This window comes from Marinobacter halophilus (assembly GCF_003007685.1).
Taxonomy (GTDB): domain Bacteria; phylum Pseudomonadota; class Gammaproteobacteria; order Pseudomonadales; family Oleiphilaceae; genus Marinobacter; species Marinobacter halophilus.
Genome location: NZ_PXNN01000003.1, coordinates 63,426 through 82,863 on the forward strand (window position 1 = coordinate 63,426; position 19,438 = coordinate 82,863).

Consider the following 19,438-nt stretch of genomic DNA (forward strand, 5'->3'; position numbering starts at 1 on the left):
AGAAGCGGACAGTCTGTAACGACAGATCGCAGGTCATTGTAATCAACCGGCGCGACAGATGGCGTCGCAATTAGTGGGCAAACAGGAGTGCTGATATGTGGGCATTGATTACCGGTGCGGGATCCGGCATTGGCCGGGCGCTGGCGTTGGAGCTGGCTGGTCGGGGCTATGATCTGATTCTCGCGGGCCGTACGGCCTCCAGGCTGGAGCAAGTCGCAGAAATCATCCGGCGGGATTTACCGGCTCGCCAGGTCATGACCCTGCCGGCAGAGCTCGCCGACCCTGCCAGCACCCGCGAACTCGCTCTACAGGTGTGTGAATCCGTTGATCATCTTGCGGCTTTTGTCCATTGCGCCGGGGTGGGGGAACCGGCAGCGGACTTCGCCAGCCTGCAGCTACACGATTTTCAGGAGGCATTGGCGGTTAACGTGTCGGCCCCACTGTTGCTTACACAGTCGTTATTGCCGGTTCTTCGGCAGGGGGGCACGGCGGCCCGAATTGCCATGATAGGTGCGGGTATGGACAAACACGCCCAGCCCGGCACCGGCAGTTACGGCATCAGTAAAATGGCCCTGAGACGGCTGGTGCAACAGCTGACCGTGGAGTTTGGATTGATGGAGGGAGGGCCAGTTGTCAGTCTGTTCCAGCCCGGATTAGTCGATACCCCCGGTATCCGCAATCACGTCAAAAAGGCCCTGAAGCTGGAATTGCCTCACGGGCAGTGGCTGAACGACAGGCTGGGATCAGGGCAATGCCTGACGGCGGAGCAGGCCGCCAGTGCACTCGCGTTTACCCTGGCCGAGGTTCCGGATAGTGAGTTCGACGGCGCTGAGTTCAGCGCCACTGATCTTGTCGATTCGTTGTCATTCGGCGGTAGCTAGTGCTGCGCAGTCTGGCCAGAGGGCGGCCTACAACGGCACCCTCATGGTTTCGCCATGGCAATCCGGCATGCAATTGGCAGGTCAATTAGTGAGCATAAATGAACAGAGTTGAGTTGGTTCGACTGGCTGTGGAGCGGCAGCTTACCGATATCTATGATCTTCTGGCGATGCGAATACTGTTTCCACCGGAGCGAGCCGTGGTGCCGATCCATAAGGAGATCAAGGACTTGTTCCTGTATCCGGAACGGCTGGAGACGAGCTACCGGCACGAGTGGACGTCGATCGCCACCAGAGCGTTGTTCAATCATGGTTTTACCGATCACTGGCGCACCGATCAGGACAACCTTGACCGTTACCTCGGATTGCTCAGAGAGCAGGCGATACCCCGGTGTATCCACAACCAGGGTGGGCTGTTCCAGATGTTGGGAGAGGTTATTGCCATGCAGCGTTCAGCAAACACCATTGCGTTTCCTGACCCCAGGCGCCGTGCACTGATGCGATTGATATGGCCTGACGAGCAACGCTGAGGGATCAATCCACAGGCAAAGTGGTCGCGTATAGATTAAATATTGAACAAAAACCGGGTGATCGTCATGGGGCTAAACAGCATTAACATCAAAACTGGCGTCATCCTGACGCTGACGGTGCCTGGAAGATTGCCGGGGTTCGTTTGCAGCCTGCGGACCTGGGTATCTGAAAAGCTCAGCGTAACCGAAGACAGTCCAGTAGCAGGCCTCTGACCACCTGTTTCGAAGCCTCATCGTCGCAGGAAAACTCCTGAACGTGGATCTGGTGGCTTGCCATCAGTCTGGCCAGGCAATCGGCATCGATACTGATACATACCCGGCCCACGGGCGCCCAGCCCAAACAAGGCCGGTGTTCAGTCTGGCTGTTCCGAGAGGCAGCCGGAATATTGAAGGCCATTCCCATACGTCCTCCTGAGTTTTAGTGCGCGACCATTGACGAGCGTTGTTCCCGAGGCGCCAGGGGTGTGTCTGGCCAGTTCAGATACTCTGTGAAAAAACTGACTTGCCGGGACGTATCCAGCAACACCTCAATGCACTGATCGGTACTGCAGCCGCCGCTGGGACTGCCATAGCAGGGCTTGGCAGACTGCAGGCTTTCCAGGGCGCTGAACAGCACATAGTCGGCGGCGCTATAATCGCCACGGTCCCGGAGAGCGCGACACACCAGAATGGCGGAAAGCGTGAGTTCCACGTGCATGCACCCCGGGTGGTCCGCCCTGGCCAGACAGGCCAGATCAAAGGCGCTGCCGGTGGCGGCAATCATCTTCTCGGTCTCTTCGGTTTCGCAGAAGGTGAAGGCGTATTCCATCCAGAACAGCCAAAGATCATTCTGTTCATTGATGGAAAGTCGGGCAAACATTTGGCGATGGCGTGGGCAGAGAAATTTCATGGCGTCCTCCTTGTCTTGATGCAAATGATAATAGTTATCATTAAGGGTGTTGGCAAGGTCTGCCTTGATTAATTTTTGTGCATGGAATCGGGTTTGAGCCTGCCGGCCTTCCATCGTACAGTTCGTGACTCCGTTACTAGCTGACCATAAGGCCGTATGACCACCCACAGACCGGTACCTGCAAGCCTGGATAACCCGCTCTACTATCTTGAGAACATGGACATCCTGGTGGCCTGGGTAACCGACCATCACAGTGACCTGCTAACCGCGCAAGAGCGGGATCGGTTGGCCGCTTATGCTGCCCTGAACACCGGCCCGCGCGCGCTGCTCACCCGCATGGTAATGCGCACCGGTGACCTGTTTCGGGCGGATAAACTGCGCTACCCGGAATTGCCAGTGCCGGCAGCCGACGCGTTCAAGGTGTTAGTGCAGGATGGCTGGCTGGATAACGCCCCGGAGCTGAGCCTGGACGACCTGTTCCGGTTGTTCACTCTGGCGGAATTACGGCCGGTATTCGGCCCCTGGCTGCAACAACAGGGCCACCTGAAATCGCTGGGCAAGGCCCAGATGCGTGAGCGGCTGGCGGAGACCTTGAGCGCGCCACGGCCCTTGCGCGGCTGGCTGGCGGACCTCGGTGATGAGCAGGCCCCTGCCGTGGTGCAACTTCAGGATATGGCCCTGTTTGATCGCATTCGCCTGATGTTCTTCGGCAACCTGCGCCAGAGCTGGACCGACTTTGTGCTGGTGGAGCTGGGCGTGCAGCAATTCGAGCCGGTGGCTCTGACCCCGGAATCCCGCGCCTTTCATCAAAGAGAAGATGTGGATCGGTACCTGCAAATGCACCAGTGCCGGGAGCGACTCGATGCCGGAGAGCCTGCGGCGAAGGTCTGGCAGGATGTACCTGCCCCCCTGGATAACCCGTGGCTGGCCAGCCGCCGGGATCGGTTGTTGCTGGAGCTGGGCCGGCAGGCCGAACGCCAGGGCGATAAAAAGCTGGCGTTGCAGGTCTGGAGCGCCAGCCAGCACCGGGAAGCACGGCTGAAGCAACTGCGCTTGCTGGAGCGGATGAAACAGTTTGAGGAAGCCTGGGCTATCGCCTGCCACTGGCAAACCCGCGAGCTGAGCGACGCTGAAGCCCAGGGCCTGAGCCGGCTCCTGAAGCGACTGGCGGCCAAGGTCGGCCAGCCCCGGCCAACACCAGCCCCGGTGCCAGATATCCAGACCGTTACCGTCACCCTGACCAAACCGGATACCGGCAGCGTTGAGTGGGCGGCCCTGCAGCACCTGGCCACCGAAGAGGCGCCGGTGTTCTATGTGGAAAATACCCTGATCAATGCCCTGTTCGGCCTGCTGTGCTGGCCGGTGATCTTCAAGGCAATGCCCGGGGCTTTCTTCCACCCCTTCCACATTGGCCCGGCGGATCTGCTGCGGGAAGATTTTGTGTCCCGGCGCCAGCCCGACTTTGACCGGTGCTTTGCCCTGCTGGAACGCGGAGGCTATCGGCAGCAGATTCTCGAAACCTTTGAGCACAAACAGGGTATTGCCAATCCGTTTGTGGTCTGGCCCGTGCTGTCGGCGGAGCTGCTGGGCCTGGCCATGGACTGCATCCCGGCCGCGCATCTGGACGCCCTGTTCCGGCGCCTGCTGCATAACCTGAAAGAACACCGCAGCGGTTTCCCGGACCTGATCCGTTTTATCCCCGAGGCCGGCGCCACGGAAGTGCGCTACGAAATGATTGAAGTGAAAGGCCCGGGCGACCGCTTGCAGGATCACCAGATTCGCTGGCTTCACTTCTTCGCCCGCCAAGGCATTCCGGCCAACGTCTGTTATGTGCGTTGGCAGGACCGCGAGGCAATAGCGTGAGGCAGGCCGAATGAAAGTCGCCGTCCGCACCCTGTGCGAGTTTGCCGCCCGCCACGGCGATCTGGACTTTCGCTACACCCCGGCGCCCAGTAGCGAGGAGGGCATCGCCGGCCATCAGGCAATTCAGGCCCGCCGCGGTTACGGCTATCAAAGCGAGTTTGCCCTAGCCGGGCACTGCCAGGGGCTGGATTTGTCTGGCCGGGCCGATGGCTACAACCCGCACCAGGGCCGGCTGGAAGAAATCAAAACCCATCGCGGCGATCTGTCGCGCATCCGGCCCTACCAGCGCGCGCTGCACCGGGCCCAGCTACGGGCCTACGGTGCCTTGCTGTGCCGACAGGAACATCGTAAAACCATCGAACTGGCACTGATTTACTACGACACCGGCAACGACAAGGAAACCGCGGTGGTGGAAACCGCCAAGGCGGATGAGCTCTGGCAGGAACTGGCAATCCTGTGCGATATCTACCACGCCTGGGCCGAGCAGGAAGAGCACCACCGGGACCAGCGCAATGCCCTGCTCTCCAGCCTGAGCTTTCCGTTCCCGGCCTTCCGGCCCCGGCAGCGCCAACTGGCGGAAACCGTCTACAAGAATTCCATGAAAGCCGGCACCCTGCTGCTGGAAGCCCCCACCGGCCTGGGCAAGACCCTGGGCACCCTGTTCCCGGCGTTGATGGCCATGCCCGCCGCGAAACAGGACCGGCTGTTCTACCTCACCTGCCGCAACACCGCCCGGCAGCTGGCGCTGGATGCGGTGGATAAGTTACGCGGCGCCCAAAACGAATTGCAGCCCTGGCCGCTGCGCACCCTGGAGCTGGTGTCGAAAGACGACGCCTGTGAACACCCGGACAAAGCCTGCCACGGCGAGTCCTGTCCGCTGGCCCGGGGCTTTTTCGACCGTTTGCCCGATGCCCGGGCCGAGGCAGTGCAGATCAAAGAGCCGTTAAATCAGGAGAATTTAGCGAAAATCGCGTCAGGTCACGACATTTGCCCCTATTTTCTCGCCCAGGAAATGGCCCGCTGGAGCGATCTGGTGGTCGGCGATGTGAACCGGATGTTCGACCAGTCGGCCCTGCTCCACGGCCTGATCCGCCAGAACAACTGGCAAGCCAGTGTGCTGGTGGACGAAGCCCACAACCTGGTGGACCGGGGCCGGGGCATGTACTCGGTGCGCCTGGAGCAGCAGCGGCTATTGAAGCTGAAGAAGATTGCGCCCAAGCCGGTCAAGTCGGCCCTGGACCGCACCGCCCGGGCCTGGCAAAGCCTTATTCGCGATCACGGCGAGCAGGAGCAACCGGTGTTTCTGGTGTCCCTGCCACCTCAGCTGCTCGGCGCGCTGCAGTCCATGGTCTCTGTCATCACCGACTACCTGGCCGACAACCCGCCGGATCTGGCGTTGCAGGAAGTGATGTTCGAAAGTGTGGCGTTCATGAAGCTGGCGGACAGCTTCGGTGAGCATTCCCTGTGCGAATTCCAGCGCAGCGGTCGCGGCCGGGCCAGTCTCAGCATTCAAAACCTGATACCGGCGGACTTCCTGAAAGACCGCTTCGCCGCCGCCCGGTCGGTGCTGCTGTTTTCCGCCACGCTCAGCCCCGGTATCTATTACCGGGACCTGCTGGGCCTGCCGGAATCTGCGAGCTTTACCTCTCTGCCCAGCCCGTTCCGCGCCGACCAGCTGCAAGTGCAGTTCACCCCCGGCATCAGCACCCGCCAGGCGCACCGGGAGGCCTCCTTGCAACCCATTGCCGAGCTGATCGCGAACCAGTACCGGCAGCGCCCCGGCCACTATCTGGCGTTTTTCAGCAGCTTCAAATACGCCAGAGAGGCCAGTGACACCCTGGCCCGGCAAGCACCGGACATTCCCCAGCGAGCCCAGCAGCCGGGCATGAGCCCGGACCAGCGCCGGGAGTTCCTCGCCGGATTTCAGAACGCCGAAGGCCGAGTTGCGTTTGCGGTATTGGGCGGCGTGTTCAGTGAGGGCATTGATCTGCCCGGTGATCAGCTGATCGGCGCGTTCGTGGCCACCCTGGGGCTGCCGCCGTTCGATGCTTGGCACGACATCCTCAAAGCCCGCCTGCAGCAACGTTTTGGCGCCGGTTATGACTACACCTACCTGATCCCGGGGCTGCAGAAAGTCGCCCAGGCTGCCGGCCGGGTCATCCGCACGCCGGACGACCGGGGCGTGATCTGGCTGATTGATGATCGCTTCCTGCAACCCCAGGTGAACCGGATGCTGCCGCGCTGGTGGTTTGTCTCCGATCCGGAACGACAAAACTGACGCCGTAAGCGTCAGTTGTTACAACTCGCTATGGAAATTTTCAGTCGCTTGCTTAGAATCCGTGGCCCAATCAGACAACCCCCCGATTCTTCAAGGACATTTCCTGCAAATGAACAATACGGATCTTGTTTTCCAGAGCTACGGCCGCTGCTGCCGAAAAGATGAATTCTTCGTCGATTTCTACCAGTTCTTCATGGCCAGTTCCGATGCCATCCGCAACCGCTTTGCCGACACCGACATGGCCGCCCAGCGCCACCTGCTGCGTAACGGTGTGATGCAGATCATCCTGGTGGCGCGCGGTATGTCAGACCGCAAACTCAAGGATCTGGGGCACAGCCACAACCGCCACAACTACAACATCCAGCCGGAATGGTATGGCTTGTGGGAAGAATCGCTGCTGAAAACCGTGCAGGTACACGATCCGGACTACACGCCGGAGTTGCGCCAGGCCTGGCGGGAAGTGCTGAAGCCGGGGATTGACCTGATTCGTGGTGCTTACTGAGCAGAGTAACCAACAAAAAGGCCCCGATGTGGGGCCTTTTTCATGTTTAGCTGAACTCGAAGAACGCCAGCTTGTTACCGTCCGGATCGCGCACATAGGCACCGTAGAACATATCCGGAATGCGTTGCCCAGGCTCTCCATCGCAGGTTGCGCCCAGTTCAATGGCTTTGTGATAAAACGTATCCACAGCTTCTTTGGATCCCGCCGGGATGGCCACCATGTTGCCATTGCCCGGATGGTTGGGCTCACCGTTGAACGGTACGCACACCGCCAACATGGGCTTGGCCATGCTCTCACCAATGAACGCAATGCGTTCCATATCCAGCAATACCTTGCCGCCCAGCTCGCCCAGCAGATCGCCGTAAAACTGCTTGGCCTTGCCCATGTCGCTGACACCAATGGTTACGTATCCGATCATGCCTGTTCTCCTTGGTTGGTTGAGGTTCAGTATACGTCGCTTTTCGCATTTCAGAGCTCAGGCAATCACAGCAGTGTTTTCGCCCGCGCTTTGTTATGGTTGTTTCTGCATCTCCCTGAATCAAGGACAGCGCCTGATGAAATCCTTTGCCCTGCTGACCACCCTACTCCTGTTGCTTTCCGGTTGCACCGGCCTGCCCAAAGGCATCGAACCGGTCACCGGCTTCGACCAGAAGCGCTATCTGGGCACCTGGTACGAAATCGCCCGGCTGGACCACTCCTTCGAGCGGGGCCTTAGCCAGGTAACCGCCGACTACACCCTGAACGATGATGGCAGCATTAAAGTCATCAACCGTGGCTACAACGAAGAAAAAGGTGATTGGAAAGAAGCCGAAGGCCGTGCAGTGTTTGTGGGCGACAGTGATGTAGGCCATTTGAAGGTGTCGTTCTTCGGGCCGTTTTACGCGTCTTACGTGGTGTTTGAGCTGGATGACGACTATTCATCAGCCTACATTACCAGCTACAACCGCAATTACCTGTGGCTGATGTCGCGCACGCCGGAGGTGAGTGACGAGGAGCTGGCGGCGTTCAAAATCCGGGCGGAGGCGGAAGGGTTTGAGCTTGGGGAGTTGATTGTGGTGAAGCAATGAGGCGTTTTACGCCAAATTTTTGATACGGCTCACAGCGTCGGGCTTTGCCGTTGATTTGGGCAGAGTTGCAACTGTATATTCCGCCGGCACTTTGGAGTGCCGGACCGAGGCTGGTTGATGCCTGGTTATGAAACATGGAAGACATTAAAAGGATAAGGACATGAAGCAGTACAAAATCTTCACGCACCCATCTGGCGTACAAGAAGCGGTCAAACAGGGCTGGTCCTGGCCAGGATTCTGTTTTGGCGGGTTCTGGGCGCTGGTCAAAAAGATGTGGGGGCTGGCTGCATTGATTCTGATTGGCGGATTTTCCATTGGCTTTGTTATGGCGCTCGTTATGCCCGTAGACGCGGCCAATCTGATCACCAACATCATCGCACTGGGGATTGCCATCACCATCGGTGTCAACGGTAACCAGTGGCGCGAGAACAATCTGTTCTCACGCGGCTATCAAACCGATGGCGAACTTGTTGAGGCGAAAAACCCCGACGGTGCTGTCGCTCTGTTCCTGGGGAACGAAACCTCGATAGCTGCTTAAGCGCGCCAGCCAAACACAAAGCCCCGGTGAGTTTCACCGGGGCTTTGTGGTTTTTGATACCGCTCTAGTGGAGGATCTGCGCAGCAAAATCCAGGATTTTGCGCTGCTCTTCATAAGCAACCAGTTGTATTCCTTGGCCTTCAAGACTGTGCCGGGTTTCTTCAAAAGCCTCATGGCGATGGTCACCCTCTGTGGCATCTTCCGGGCCCTTTACTGGAAACAACACAGGGCCGTGCAGTAACTGACGTTTACGGAGTAGTTCAACCTTTAGTCTCCAGTGCCCACCATGCTCGATAATGGCGGTTGAATCTGTTTGACCCAGAAACAATGGCTTGATTACCCGAATGGCTTTGTTATTCCGCTCTTCTACAAATGGAAAAGAAACGCTGTAAACCTTGTCCTCGACTTTCCGTTTTTTAAAATGAGTCGCCAGGTTCTCCTGCTCTAACAGACGCTTGATGCCCGTTACCATGAGCCCTTCCTGATACTCCTTGTTCACGAAGTTTCGGCCTACGTAGTAGTCATAGAGCGCCGTGAGTGTTTCCTTGGGATTTTCACTCAGAATCGCTCTCTGCTCGCTAAATCGAACAATGGTTTCACGGGGACGGATAATTTCTTCGAAAATGCCCTTATGGAAGCCGTATTCAAGGTTTGGATTGGCGGTTACCACAGCACCTTCCTTCAGCAGCCCCTCGATTCGGTGAAGCTCGGTATCCAGATCAGCCATGGCCTTCAGGTAGACCTGTTTATCCAGCTCTTCGAAGAATTGAGTAATTCGCCCGTACTTACGTCGCAGAAGTTTGAACAACAGGGTTTTCTGCTTGGGTATCCACAGCAAAATGCCGACGTTGGCAAACTCGCCGGTTTCAACGTAAGGCATGAATCGCACAATGGCGTAGTTACAAGCTAACCTAGTCATTTCCAGTTCCAGAAGTCATCTCTTAGACAACGCAACAAATGCGTTTTAAGCTCATCGGTGCTCAGACCCAGCTCAATCGTCATTTCAGGATCAATATAAAACCACTCTTCTGGCAACCCGGCAACGATCGAATCCCAGTGGGAGAGTGCTTCATTCATATTGTCAGTGTAGATCTGCCGCTCAACCAAGTCATCCGCAATGTCCGTAGACACATCGTGGAAGATGTGGTCACGGAAAAATGTTTCTGCAGTAACCTCTGGATCGAAGGCCTGATTGTGATCGATAACGACCAGTTCCCGTTTGCTCGGTTCCCAGAACAGATTCGGATTACCACCGTTCTCGGAAAAGCACCGGTCGCCGTTTGCAATCCACCAGTCGAAACACAGAAGGGCCTTTCTGATCTCTAGCGGAACTTCTCGAATCTGGGGAATGGCTATTTCCGTGAGGCGTTTCTCTAAAGAGCCAAATGCTGGCCCAGCACCAAGATCTCTCGCATGGCCAGGAGGCAGTATCTCCAGAATCTCTTCTGGCACGTTTACAATTCTGAATGGCGCAACGGGTATATCGAAGAGCAGTGCCAGGTTACCCGAAACCCACTCTTTGATCTGACTGTCCCGGCCTGCGCCAATGCCTTTTACAAAGTAGAAGTTGTCATCGTCGCCCCGGCAGATAAAGGGTTCGGTCATCCCGTGCTCCGAACGGCGGATAACTTCTACGATTTCAACGGTGGATAAGGCTTTGGTCACAGAGGGTATTGTCCTTTCCCCATGTTCCATGACGCTGAAAGCGCCGTGGTTTTCCATAAACAGAAAAGCCCCAAGGGCTCGGCACACCCTCGGGATAGTTGAGGGAGGCTTACTGCCAAGGGGCGGATGTGATTTGAAGTCTGATATGGCCGAGTTGGGTTGTCAAACGGGCTTCTGAGAAACTGCTTCAGAACTTGCTATCCAGCGTGATCATTTTCGTGACGCCACGGAAATGATCAGCCCCGGCTATTCCGGAGCTTTCAAGGCAAATACGGCTCTATGGATGATCGGGCCCGTTACGCTTTGGCGTTGCGGCGCCTGGACTTTGACGCGACGGTCGCCCGCTCCGCCCTGACCCGCTCCAGCAACGCCTCCGCACTGTTCTCCCCACTGATCAGCTCCGGGTTGTCCTTGCGCCATTGTTCGGTGAGTTCGCCCCGGAAGGCCTTGGCCAGGATGGATTGGGTGAGGTTGTTGACGCGGGCGAGGGCGTTGTTGACCTGTTGTTCGATGCGGTCGGCGTGGGCGAAGAGTTGGTCTACCCGGAGGATGATTTCAGTTTGTTCTTCGGAAGGTGGCTTGGGAATCGGGATTTCGAGTAGTGCTTTTTGACCAATGTTACGCATTGACATTTGATTTCCGGTAGAGCGATCTTGGATTTCCCTCCGCCCCGGCATCGAGCGAAGGAAGATGTTGACCCATGCCTTGTCCTCATCGTCCATGTTCAAGCGCAGAACCTTATCGCTGAGCATCAGATTCTTTGTAACCGCATGCACAATCACTGGATTACCAAGCAGCTCAATCGTATTGGCCCTTGAGATAAGGAAATCGCCAACCTTTATTCTGCGTGACTCTAAGAATAGATTTTTTTCGGGAAGAGTTTTACTTTGCTCCTCGTCATAGACACCCCAAGTCACTGCACTAATTTTGATGATTCCGCATTCGTCCTCGCCGGGAGGCGTTTCAATACACTTCAGATTCTTACCGGCCTCAATGCTCTGAACGAGGTCTCCAAGTGTGATGTTCGCCCACCCATTGAGCTCACTCGTGCTCCGCCACTCCTCCGTCAACCGCCCACTCACCGCCGCAGCCAGCACGGACTGGCGGAAGCGTTTGAGGATTTGCGGGATGCGTTCGAGGCGGGCTTTGGTGTTTTCCACCTGGGCCAGCAGGGTGTCGAGTTTGTCGGCGATGGCTTTTTGTTCGGCGGCAGATGGGAGCGCTATCGGGAAGGACTCTACAAATGCTCGAGGAACTCGACGCAGACCCACAGCCCCCGTCATGTTCTCTGCGCCCTGCTGCATGAACGACTTAGTTTTGATGATCGCAAAGAGCAGACTTGGTGAAATTTCCTTGCTGGCCGGCCTGAGGACGTAGAATTCCGAACTCCCTGCCCCAATTCCGCTGGGCATATCGCGCACAATGGCCGCTTTACCATTCTCGAAACAAGGGGTTACCTTGGCGAATATGACATCGCCATCAGCGAAGTTGGTGTAGGACTTTTTAATTTCGCCCCACAGTTTTTCTTCGTGCAGCAAAGTACCGTGGTAATCGGTAGGGGCCAGTGCCATCGGTACAAAGCCCGCCGCTTGCTCAGCGCTGGCGTCATTCTTGGGGTTGAGCACAACAATATCTGCGAGCGAGCATCGTGCCCAATTCGCTGGAGCGTGATCTGTTTCCTTCACGCCTCACCCTCCAGAGCTGTGACTAATGCCTCCAGTTCACCTAGTGCTGCCTTGAGCTCCCCCATCGCCTCACCCGCCAACACGCTCGGCTCTGGCAGATTGGCCGCATCCACACTGTCACTGTCCTTCAGCCAGGAAATATCCAGCGAGTCGCCCTTGTGCTCGGCAATCCATTGGCGGCTGAAACTGCGCCAGCGGCTGTGAGCCAGGCGCGGGTCGATGCCTTCGTTTTCGTCGCTGTGATCGGGCAGTTCGATGTCTTCGGAGTGAAAGCTGTATTCGCCCTCTTGGCGCTCGCTGTCGCCGTTGGCGCTGTCACCATAGACTGCCTCAAACGGCCTCAGGTGCTGGTCGCCAAACGGCGTGCGTTTGCCGAAGCTGGGCATGTTGGTGCGCAGGTCGTAAACCCAGACGTGTTCGGTGCAGTGTTCTTCCTGGTACTTGTCCGCGGCGCTGCCTTTGGTGAAGAACAGCACGTTGGTTTTCACGCCCTGGGCGTAGAAGATGCCGGTGGGCAGGCGCAGGATGGTGTGCAGGTTGCACTTGTTCATCAAGTCCCGGCGCACGTCGGTGCCGACGCCGGCTTCGAACAGCACGTTGTCTGGCAGTACCACGGCGGCGCGGCCACCGGGTTTGAGGTTGCGGTAGATGTGCTGCAAGAAGGCCAGCTGCTTGTTGCTGGTTTTGTAGGTCAGGTCATCCCGGGTGATGCTGGCGTCGCCGCCTTTGCTGGTGCCGAAGGGCGGGTTGGCGAGGATTACGTCGGCCTTTTCCAGCCCGGCGCCGGTCTGGCCCAGGGCGTTGCCCAGGTGCACCACGCCTTCGGCATCCCCTTCCATGCCGTGCAGCAGGCAGTTCATCAGGGCCAGGCGGCGGGTGCCGGGCACCAGTTCGATGCCCACATAAGCCTGGGTGGTCTGGAACGTTTTTGCTTCGTCCTTCAGCTCGTACAGGTCGTCGGTCTGGCCTTTGATGTATTCGTGGGCGGCAATCAGAAAGCCCGCTGTGCCCGCGGCCGGGTCCTGGATGCGTTCGCCGGGTTGCGGTTTCAGGCAGTGCACCATGGTGTTGATCAGGGCACGGGGGGTGAAGTACTGACCGGCGCCGGATTTGGTTTCGTTGGCGTTCTTCTCCAGCAGGCCTTCGTACAGATCCCCCAGGCCGTCTTTCTGGGCGCTGAACCAGTCGATCTGGTCCAGGGTTTTGATCATCTGCTCCAGGTGGCGGGGTTCGCGCAGGCGGGTCTGGGCATCGGCATAGATGGCGCTGATCAGCGGGTCGTCGTGTACCAGAGTACCGTCGGCGTCACGGCCGGTGGACAGGCTGAGCAGGATGCGTTTGTAGTCGTTCAGCAGGTTGATGCCGGATTTGCCGTTCAGATCGGTCCAGCGGCAGCCTTCCGGCAGCGGGTGCTTTTTCAGGGTGCCGGCTTCAGTGTTCTCATGCACCATTTTGATGAACAGCAGCAGCACCAGTTCGGTGACGTAGTCCGAGTAGTTGATGCCGTCGTCTCGCAGAACGTCGCAGAGATTCCAGAGTTTCTGGACGATGTCGTTGTTGGTCATGGGGGATCCTTGGGTGGGCGTGCTGTCTTTGTCAGCGCCTCATGTATAGAAAATGCCGAAATCTTTGCACGTTGCGGGCGACATGTTAAGAAAAGTTGGTTTTGTATGCATGTCGGTTGGGCTATGTCGAAAAAACACCGAAAAATCGACACAGGTTAAGCCTACGTCGATTCAGTAAACATACTCGCTATAGGCTTGGACTAGCTCAGCAATTCCGGTACATTTGACCACACTTCAGGCATGGATTGTGCCGATTAACACCTTGTGGATACACGGACGTGACCAAAATTGCAGACCCGCATTCGCTTGCGCTTCACGAAGCGCTAATGATCGAGGGTGGCTGGGACCAATACACCGATCAGGAATTGGCCAGCTACTGTTCTAAAGGCAGTAATCCCGCGCGATTAAGAGACCAGCTCGCCAGTGGTGAGCTGGTTTTGCTCACAGAGTCACCTTCTGTTCCCATTTTCAAATTAGCCTCAGGGAGCCTTGCTCCAGCAGGCAGCGCATCCATTACGATTGCAGAGAATGCCGTTAGTGCGTTCGAAACACGATTCGGCGCCAGGGCCTTTCCTTTAAGGGCGGCCGGGTATTCCCATACCGATAGCTTGCCACCGTCACCGAAGCTCGATTATACGCCGGAACCACCGGTTGTTGACTGGCCGCCAGAGCCGCTGCCTCCTCCTGTAGTGATCTCAGAAAACTTTGCACTTCCGCCCCTCGGGCCGAAGGTGTTTGCCAAGTCCTGTACCAGGCCCTCCGGGGATACCTCTAGTAATGAGGGGCAGGAAAAGGCCAGTAACTTTGGCACGCTTGCGGTGTTTGCCCCCGCCACCATTACGAGCCCCGGTGCAAATGGTTTGCGGCCCTTGAGTCTGCTATCTGGCTCGGCAATGAGACTGACAAACGGCTGGGCCATGGCCGCGAGGCTGGGTGCCAGTATACTGGGTACCGCGGCCAGCACGGCGCTTTTGGCGCTATGGCCATCCAAGCTGGGGGACGGCACGCTGTACACGAAGGATGAGCTGCTTGAGATGGCAGAGGCGGCAATCCGGGTTCGCTTTCATTTGCACGTGGACGCAACGGGAAGCCTCAGGGTAGCCGGCTATCACGTCAACGACAGCACAGGATATGGAGACCGGGTTCCGGTTGCCCACGCACAGCGTGTGGGTGAGAATTTTGAGGCGGTGGTTGATGACGGTTTCACCCTCGTCTGGTACCCGGATGAAAGTGGTCATCGCCCGGTTGTCAGCACAGAATACCCGGCCGATTCCGGTATTGATCCTTACAACATTTTGGTGACACCGATCCAGGAGGATGGCCAGGAGCACTCGCCTCCGGGCTACCAGCGGCCCTTTGAGGATCAGGTTGAGCTGATCGTGAGCTTTCCGGCGGATAGCGGGATTGAGCCGTTGTATTTGGTTTTTCAGAAGAGGGCTGGTGTTGAAGGAGAGGGTGATTCAAGCAACAGTGAAACCACATTTAGTCGAATTGTTCCTGGTGGTGGCTTGCAAACTCATGAGAATGCCAACGGACATTTGTTACATAAGCATGTGGGTCAGTCCGAACAAGCGCTTATGAAACGTTTGGCAGCCGAAACGAGAATATCCGGCTCATCGTCCTTCTACAACAGAGCTACCGCAGAGAATGCCGTGTCACAAGTTCTCGAAGCGAACCAAACCAAGATAACCGATTGGCTAGAGGGTTCCGGAGGGCGTTTGCCTCTTGATCACACGCTAACTGATCCTGCTGGTTTATCCGTTACACGTGGGTCTGCTAATGCGGTAGCTGTTAATTCAGCTAGAGTTATTTTGGTGCGTGATTCATCAATGCCAACTGGCTATAAAATTCTTACGGGGTATCCAACAAAGCCATGATGAACGAAAAAATAGAAGCTCTTCGTCTGCTACTCGGTGGTTATTTTCATCAGGACTGGCCGGATGAATTCGATAGCGATGTGACAGCACTTCAGGCAATCGTTGAATCTGAAACAATTGACCAAATTCGGGCGGGAGTTGCGGAAATAGATTCGCTTTTGGCTGAAACCCCCTCTGAAATTGAGTTGAGGGATATTCTGATCACTAAGGTTGGTTGTTACTTTGATCCCGAACCCCAGGGAATTAGTTACGAACAATGGTTGAAGAAGGTGCGTGGGGTATTCGCTCAGGAGTGAGGCTGATATGCAGTCGTTCGCTATTAAAAAGCGACCTGATCTTTTTTTCCAGAGACTAACCGCGAAGATTCGCCCCGGGCATCGTTAATAAGATCAAGAGGTGGTATCGCGAACAAGGAAGGATCTGCTTTCGCGAGTAGGTGTGGTTTAGGGGTATGCCGTGCAACCTGAGGTTACGCACTCCGCTCCGGCCACATCGCCTCGTTCAGCTCCTCCAGCACGGTATCCAGCTGCTCCCCCAGCACCTTGTTCATCTGCTTGGCCCCGCCATCATCGGCAAAGCGGTGGTTCACAAATTCCCGGTCGATGATCACTTCGTGCACCAGTTGCTTGGCCAGTCGCTCCAGCCATTTGCGCTGGTTCGGGGTCCAGTTGTGCTGGGTGTAGATGCGGTCCATGGCTTCGGCCACGCGCTGTTCGAACGGAATCAAGGCCTCGCCCAGGGCGGCGCGGCGGATGTAGCCGATGATGCTGGCGGCGATGTCTTTGTTGGTCTGGTTACGCACGGCGCTTTGCAGGCGGGCTTCGGAGTAGCCGTGGTTGTCCAGCAGCAGTTTTACTTCCCGTAGCTGTTCCCGGGTGAGATCCCGGGGTTTGTTGACCACCACGGCCAGCGCGGCAGACTGGTTGAGCTGTTGTTTGATGAACTCGTTGAAGCTGTCCAGGTAGTCTTCCGGCTTGTCGTGCTCGCCATAGCTTTGGATACGCTCGCGGATTTCGTCGTCGTGGTCGGAGATCAGCGGCAGGTAGTCGCTGCCCACCATGGACTTTACGTCGGCCAGCTGGTTCAGCAGGCCACTGTGTTGCTTGATGAACGCCGAGGCCTGGCGCGGGCCGAGTTGATGCAGGTGGGTATGCAGGGCTTTGGGCTCCACGCCCCAGCTCTGCTGCAGTTCGTCCAGTTTCTGTTTCAGGGCCGGGCGGTTTTCGGCTTTGTTGTCGGCCTTGCGCAATACCCGCATGAGTTTCTGGCTGAGCTGGCTAAGCACCACGTCGGCCTGGCTTTCATCGGGTAACTCGCCCGGGCTGCTGAGGGCTTTTGCCAGCTGCTCGTCGTCGGTGAGTTCGCCCACCAGTTGTTCCAGGGTGATGTTGGGGTCTTTCACCAGGGGCTTCATGGTGTTGACGTCCTGCAGGGCGGCGTAGATGTCCACCGGGTCATAGATGCGGAACACGGTCTTGCCGATGTCGTCGCAGCGGCGGGTGGCGCGGCCGATCATCTGCTCGTACAGGATACGTGAGCGTATCCGGCGCATGAACACCAGGTTGCAGATGGGGGGTACGTCGATGCCAGTGGTCAACAGGTCGACGGTGATGGCGATGTTGGGGTAGCGCTCGTTTTTGTAGCGTCGAATGAGCTGGGCCACCTTGTCGCTCTGGCCAGTGATCTTGGCGACGGCGGCTTCGTTGTAGCGGCCGTTGTAGAGATCCTTGAAGGCATCATCCAGCAGCCGCTTGACCATATCCGCGTGCAGGTCGGTGGCGCAGAAGATCATGGTTTTCTCGTCGCCGAACGGGTCCAGCTCCTGCACCAGTTGCTCGCAAATCACGCGATTGAAGTTCTCGTTGATGACGCGGCGGTTGAAGGCGTCGACTTCAAAATTCAGTTCGTCTTCCAGCTCGGTGGTGTCCACTTCGCCGGTCTGGGTGTTGATGACTTCTACCGGCTTGCCCTTTTCAAAGGTAATGCCGTTCTGGGTGAGCAGGGTTTCGTAGCGGATGGGCGGCTCGTGGTCGATCAGCCAGTCGTCTGCCACCGCTTCCCGGTAGGAGTAGGTGTATACCGGTTTTCCGAAGATCTCACTGGTGTGCTTGGCCGGGGTGGCGGTGAGGCCGATTTTGACGGCATCGAAGTAGTCCAGTACCCGGCGATAGCTGGAGATGTACTGGCTGGTGTCGCGGGTGGCCAGTTCGCCTTCGGTCATTTCCTGGTCCAGGGTGTAGCCCCGGTGGGCTTCGTCGATGATGATGCAGTCGAACCGGTCAATGGGCGGCGGCGTGTCGCTCATGAAGATGCGTTTCACCATGGCCTGCACGGTGGCGACCTGGATGCGGGTTTCGGCCTCGGCGGCCATGTCGCCCAGTTCAGCCACGTTGTAGATTTTGCTCAGCGTCAGGTTCTGGTCTAGCGGCGCTTCGTTAAAGGCATCAATGGCCTGCTGGCCGAGGGCGGTGCGATCCACCAGAAACAAAATGCGGTGGAAGCGTTCAGCCTTCAGGAACCGGTACATCAGCCCGATGATGGTGCGGGTTTTGCCGGTACCGGTGGCCATGGCCAGCAACGCCGAACGTATTCCCTGAGCCAGGGCGTGTTCGGTGGCGACAATGGCGTTCTGTTGATAGTCCCGCAGCTTCAGGTAACCGAAAGGCTCATCTTTTAACAGCTTCTCGGCGTTTTCCTTGTCCCGTTCCAGCAAATCCAGAAGGCCGCCGGGGGTGTGGAACTGCGGCAGTGCCCGGCGCAGGTTGCTGGGTTCGCGCACATCCCGGAACCAGGTGCCGGATTGCTCCGCCAGTTGCGGCACGTAGGGGCGGCCATTGCAGGAATAGACGAAGGGCACCGTATAGTGGCCGTCTTCGTCCGCGGGCCAGGCGATGGTTCTGGCCATCAGCTCCCAGGCGCCAACCAGCGGCGTGTCTACCTTGAGGCCCTTGCTGTAACGTTCGGCCTGGCGGATTTTGCCGGCGACGTTGGTGTTTTCCTTCTTGGCTTCCACCACCGCCATGGGTGTGAGCCCCACAAACAGTACGTAATCAGCCCTGCCCTTTTCACCGTTGTGGTTGGTGGGCCATTCGGCAATGGCGCGGTAACTGCCTTTCTCGGGGCGGGCACCTTTCTGGAAAGTGATTTCCTGGCTGTCGGCCTCCCAGCCGGCGTCATTCAGCTGCTGGTCGATGAGAATGCGGGTGAGTTCTTCGCTTAGTACCAGAGTATCGCTGGCGGCCTTGGTCTGTTTGGCCACTTGCTGGCGCTGCTGGTTAACGGTTTGCTCGCCCTGCTCCGTGAGCTGCTGTTGCAGGGCTTTGATCTTGTTTTCGTAGGCCTGCTGTTGCTGGGTCAGAGCCTGTTCATGCTGGCGGGCCTGTTGCGTCAGGGCGCGGGACTCTTCGTCCATGGCCAGCGCCAAGGCTTCGTACTCGGCCTTCTCCTTTTCGATCAGCTGGCTGAGTTGCTGACTGCTGTCCAGCTCCAGGTTAGTTTGCTGCAGTTCATGGCGCAGCTTTTCAATATCGCCTTGCAGTTGGCGCAACTGGGCGCTGGGGTCTGCGGGGGGCACGAACGGGCCGGATTTGAAGCTGGCGCCGGCTTTGCCGAAGGAGCGGTGAAACCAGATTGCCAGCCCACGGGCCACTTTCAGCCCGTCCATAGCTTCTTTATGTTGGGTGCGAAACTGGTGGGTCGCCTTGTTGCCTTCAATACGCAGGATGTGGAACAGCTCTTTTACCTGGGGCTCCAGGCGCAGTTCACGGCTGAGGCGGTACAGAAGGTCGGACTGGCTGGTTTGCTCGTCAAAGTCGATGCCGGACAGCGCGGCCAGATGCTGGGCCAGGGCTTCGCCGAGCTGACGGAGTTTGATCAGGGTGGTGTTGGGGTCACTGGCAAAGGCCCGCTCGGCAGATTCGGCCAGCTCCACAAACAGGGCGTCGTGTTCTGACAAAAACGAAAAGTTGCCGGATTTGAATTCCGTAGCCTTGTTCAATGTATCCCTCCGCGACAGTCTTACGCCGGAACATTAGCAGACTTATCAAGGATACAGAAATCCTCGGGGATTCGGCCAAAACGGAGACCTATTCATGAATTTAC

General features: G+C 57.4%; 17 protein-coding genes. 9 read left to right on the forward strand and 8 right to left on the reverse strand.

The window, feature by feature from the left end; all coding sequences use genetic code 11:
- Positions 1-95: 95 nt before the first annotated feature.
- Together C7H08_RS00305 and C7H08_RS00310 are read left to right on the forward strand one after the other, a co-directional pair.
- Positions 96-881, forward strand: a complete 786-nt coding sequence (locus C7H08_RS00305; RefSeq protein ID WP_106669778.1) for an SDR family NAD(P)-dependent oxidoreductase — start codon at positions 96-98, stop codon at positions 879-881.
- 98 nt (positions 882-979) lie between these two features.
- Complete coding sequence (locus tag C7H08_RS00310; RefSeq protein ID WP_106669779.1) at positions 980-1,408, forward strand: hypothetical protein; 429 nt, start codon at positions 980-982, stop codon at positions 1,406-1,408.
- Between the two features lie 175 nt (positions 1,409-1,583).
- Here the strand turns inward: C7H08_RS00310 and C7H08_RS00315 are convergent, their stop codons facing one another.
- Both C7H08_RS00315 and C7H08_RS00320 read right to left on the reverse strand, forming a co-directional pair.
- The gene (locus C7H08_RS00315; protein WP_133169812.1) at positions 1,584-1,805 is read right to left on the reverse strand and encodes a hypothetical protein; all 222 of its coding nucleotides are present in this window, start codon (positions 1,803-1,805) and stop codon (positions 1,584-1,586) included.
- A gap of 21 nt (positions 1,806-1,826) precedes the next feature.
- Positions 1,827-2,297, reverse strand: a complete 471-nt coding sequence (locus C7H08_RS00320) for a hypothetical protein (protein WP_106670214.1) — start codon at positions 2,295-2,297, stop codon at positions 1,827-1,829.
- Between the two features lie 156 nt (positions 2,298-2,453).
- Between C7H08_RS00320 and C7H08_RS00325 the strand changes: the two genes are divergently transcribed.
- The 3 genes from C7H08_RS00325 to C7H08_RS00335 all read left to right on the forward strand — a co-directional run bounded on the left by C7H08_RS00325 (position 2,454) and on the right by C7H08_RS00335 (position 6,940).
- Positions 2,454-4,160, forward strand: a complete 1,707-nt coding sequence (locus C7H08_RS00325) for a VRR-NUC domain-containing protein (protein WP_106669781.1) — start codon at positions 2,454-2,456, stop codon at positions 4,158-4,160.
- Between the two features lie 10 nt (positions 4,161-4,170).
- Positions 4,171-6,438: an ATP-dependent DNA helicase gene (locus C7H08_RS00330; RefSeq protein ID WP_106669782.1), complete on the forward strand. Its 2,268-nt coding sequence runs from the start codon at positions 4,171-4,173 to the stop codon at positions 6,436-6,438.
- 109 nt (positions 6,439-6,547) lie between these two features.
- Positions 6,548-6,940 (forward strand): globin domain-containing protein, encoded by a 393-nt coding sequence (locus C7H08_RS00335; protein ID WP_106669783.1) that lies wholly within the window; start codon positions 6,548-6,550, stop codon positions 6,938-6,940.
- Positions 6,941-6,986: 46 nt separating this feature from the next.
- Here the strand turns inward: C7H08_RS00335 and C7H08_RS00340 are convergent, their stop codons facing one another.
- Positions 6,987-7,358: a VOC family protein gene (locus tag C7H08_RS00340; protein ID WP_106669784.1), complete on the reverse strand. Its 372-nt coding sequence runs from the start codon at positions 7,356-7,358 to the stop codon at positions 6,987-6,989.
- Between the two features lie 136 nt (positions 7,359-7,494).
- On the opposite strand from C7H08_RS00340, the gene C7H08_RS00345 reads away from it, so the two are divergent.
- Both C7H08_RS00345 and C7H08_RS00350 read left to right on the forward strand, forming a co-directional pair.
- Positions 7,495-8,007: a lipocalin family protein gene (locus tag C7H08_RS00345; RefSeq protein WP_106669785.1), complete on the forward strand. Its 513-nt coding sequence runs from the start codon at positions 7,495-7,497 to the stop codon at positions 8,005-8,007.
- Positions 8,008-8,167: 160 nt separating this feature from the next.
- Positions 8,168-8,545, forward strand: coding sequence for a DUF2628 domain-containing protein (locus C7H08_RS00350; RefSeq protein ID WP_106669786.1), 378 nt, complete (start codon positions 8,168-8,170; stop codon positions 8,543-8,545).
- Positions 8,546-8,609: 64 nt separating this feature from the next.
- Here the strand turns inward: C7H08_RS00350 and C7H08_RS00355 are convergent, their stop codons facing one another.
- From C7H08_RS00355 to C7H08_RS00370, 4 genes are all read right to left on the reverse strand, one after another.
- Complete coding sequence (locus C7H08_RS00355; RefSeq protein WP_227663188.1) at positions 8,610-9,464, reverse strand: DUF3037 domain-containing protein; 855 nt, start codon at positions 9,462-9,464, stop codon at positions 8,610-8,612.
- Positions 9,461-10,210: a HipA family kinase gene (locus C7H08_RS00360; RefSeq protein WP_227663189.1), complete on the reverse strand. Its 750-nt coding sequence runs from the start codon at positions 10,208-10,210 to the stop codon at positions 9,461-9,463. Before C7H08_RS00360 ends, C7H08_RS00355 begins: the two co-directional genes overlap by 4 nt.
- A gap of 296 nt (positions 10,211-10,506) precedes the next feature.
- Positions 10,507-11,895, reverse strand: coding sequence for a restriction endonuclease subunit S (locus tag C7H08_RS00365; protein WP_207768269.1), 1,389 nt, complete (start codon positions 11,893-11,895; stop codon positions 10,507-10,509).
- Positions 11,892-13,460, reverse strand: a complete 1,569-nt coding sequence (locus C7H08_RS00370; protein WP_106669787.1) for a class I SAM-dependent DNA methyltransferase — start codon at positions 13,458-13,460, stop codon at positions 11,892-11,894. Before C7H08_RS00370 ends, C7H08_RS00365 begins: the two co-directional genes overlap by 4 nt.
- Positions 13,461-13,738: 278 nt before the next feature.
- On the opposite strand from C7H08_RS00370, the gene C7H08_RS00375 reads away from it, so the two are divergent.
- Both C7H08_RS00375 and C7H08_RS00380 read left to right on the forward strand, forming a co-directional pair.
- Positions 13,739-15,337, forward strand: a complete 1,599-nt coding sequence (locus tag C7H08_RS00375) for an RNase A-like domain-containing protein (RefSeq protein ID WP_106669788.1) — start codon at positions 13,739-13,741, stop codon at positions 15,335-15,337.
- Entirely contained in the window at positions 15,334-15,633 is a 300-nt protein-coding gene (locus tag C7H08_RS00380; protein ID WP_106669789.1) for a contact-dependent growth inhibition system immunity protein, read from the forward strand. The genes C7H08_RS00375 and C7H08_RS00380 overlap by 4 nt, the downstream gene beginning before the upstream one ends.
- A 173-nt stretch (positions 15,634-15,806) precedes the next feature.
- Here C7H08_RS00380 and hsdR read toward each other — a convergent pair whose 3' ends face one another.
- Positions 15,807-19,334 (reverse strand): type I restriction-modification system endonuclease, encoded by a 3,528-nt coding sequence (hsdR, locus tag C7H08_RS00385; RefSeq protein WP_106669790.1) that lies wholly within the window; start codon positions 19,332-19,334, stop codon positions 15,807-15,809.
- Positions 19,335-19,438: the final 104 nt, after the last annotated feature.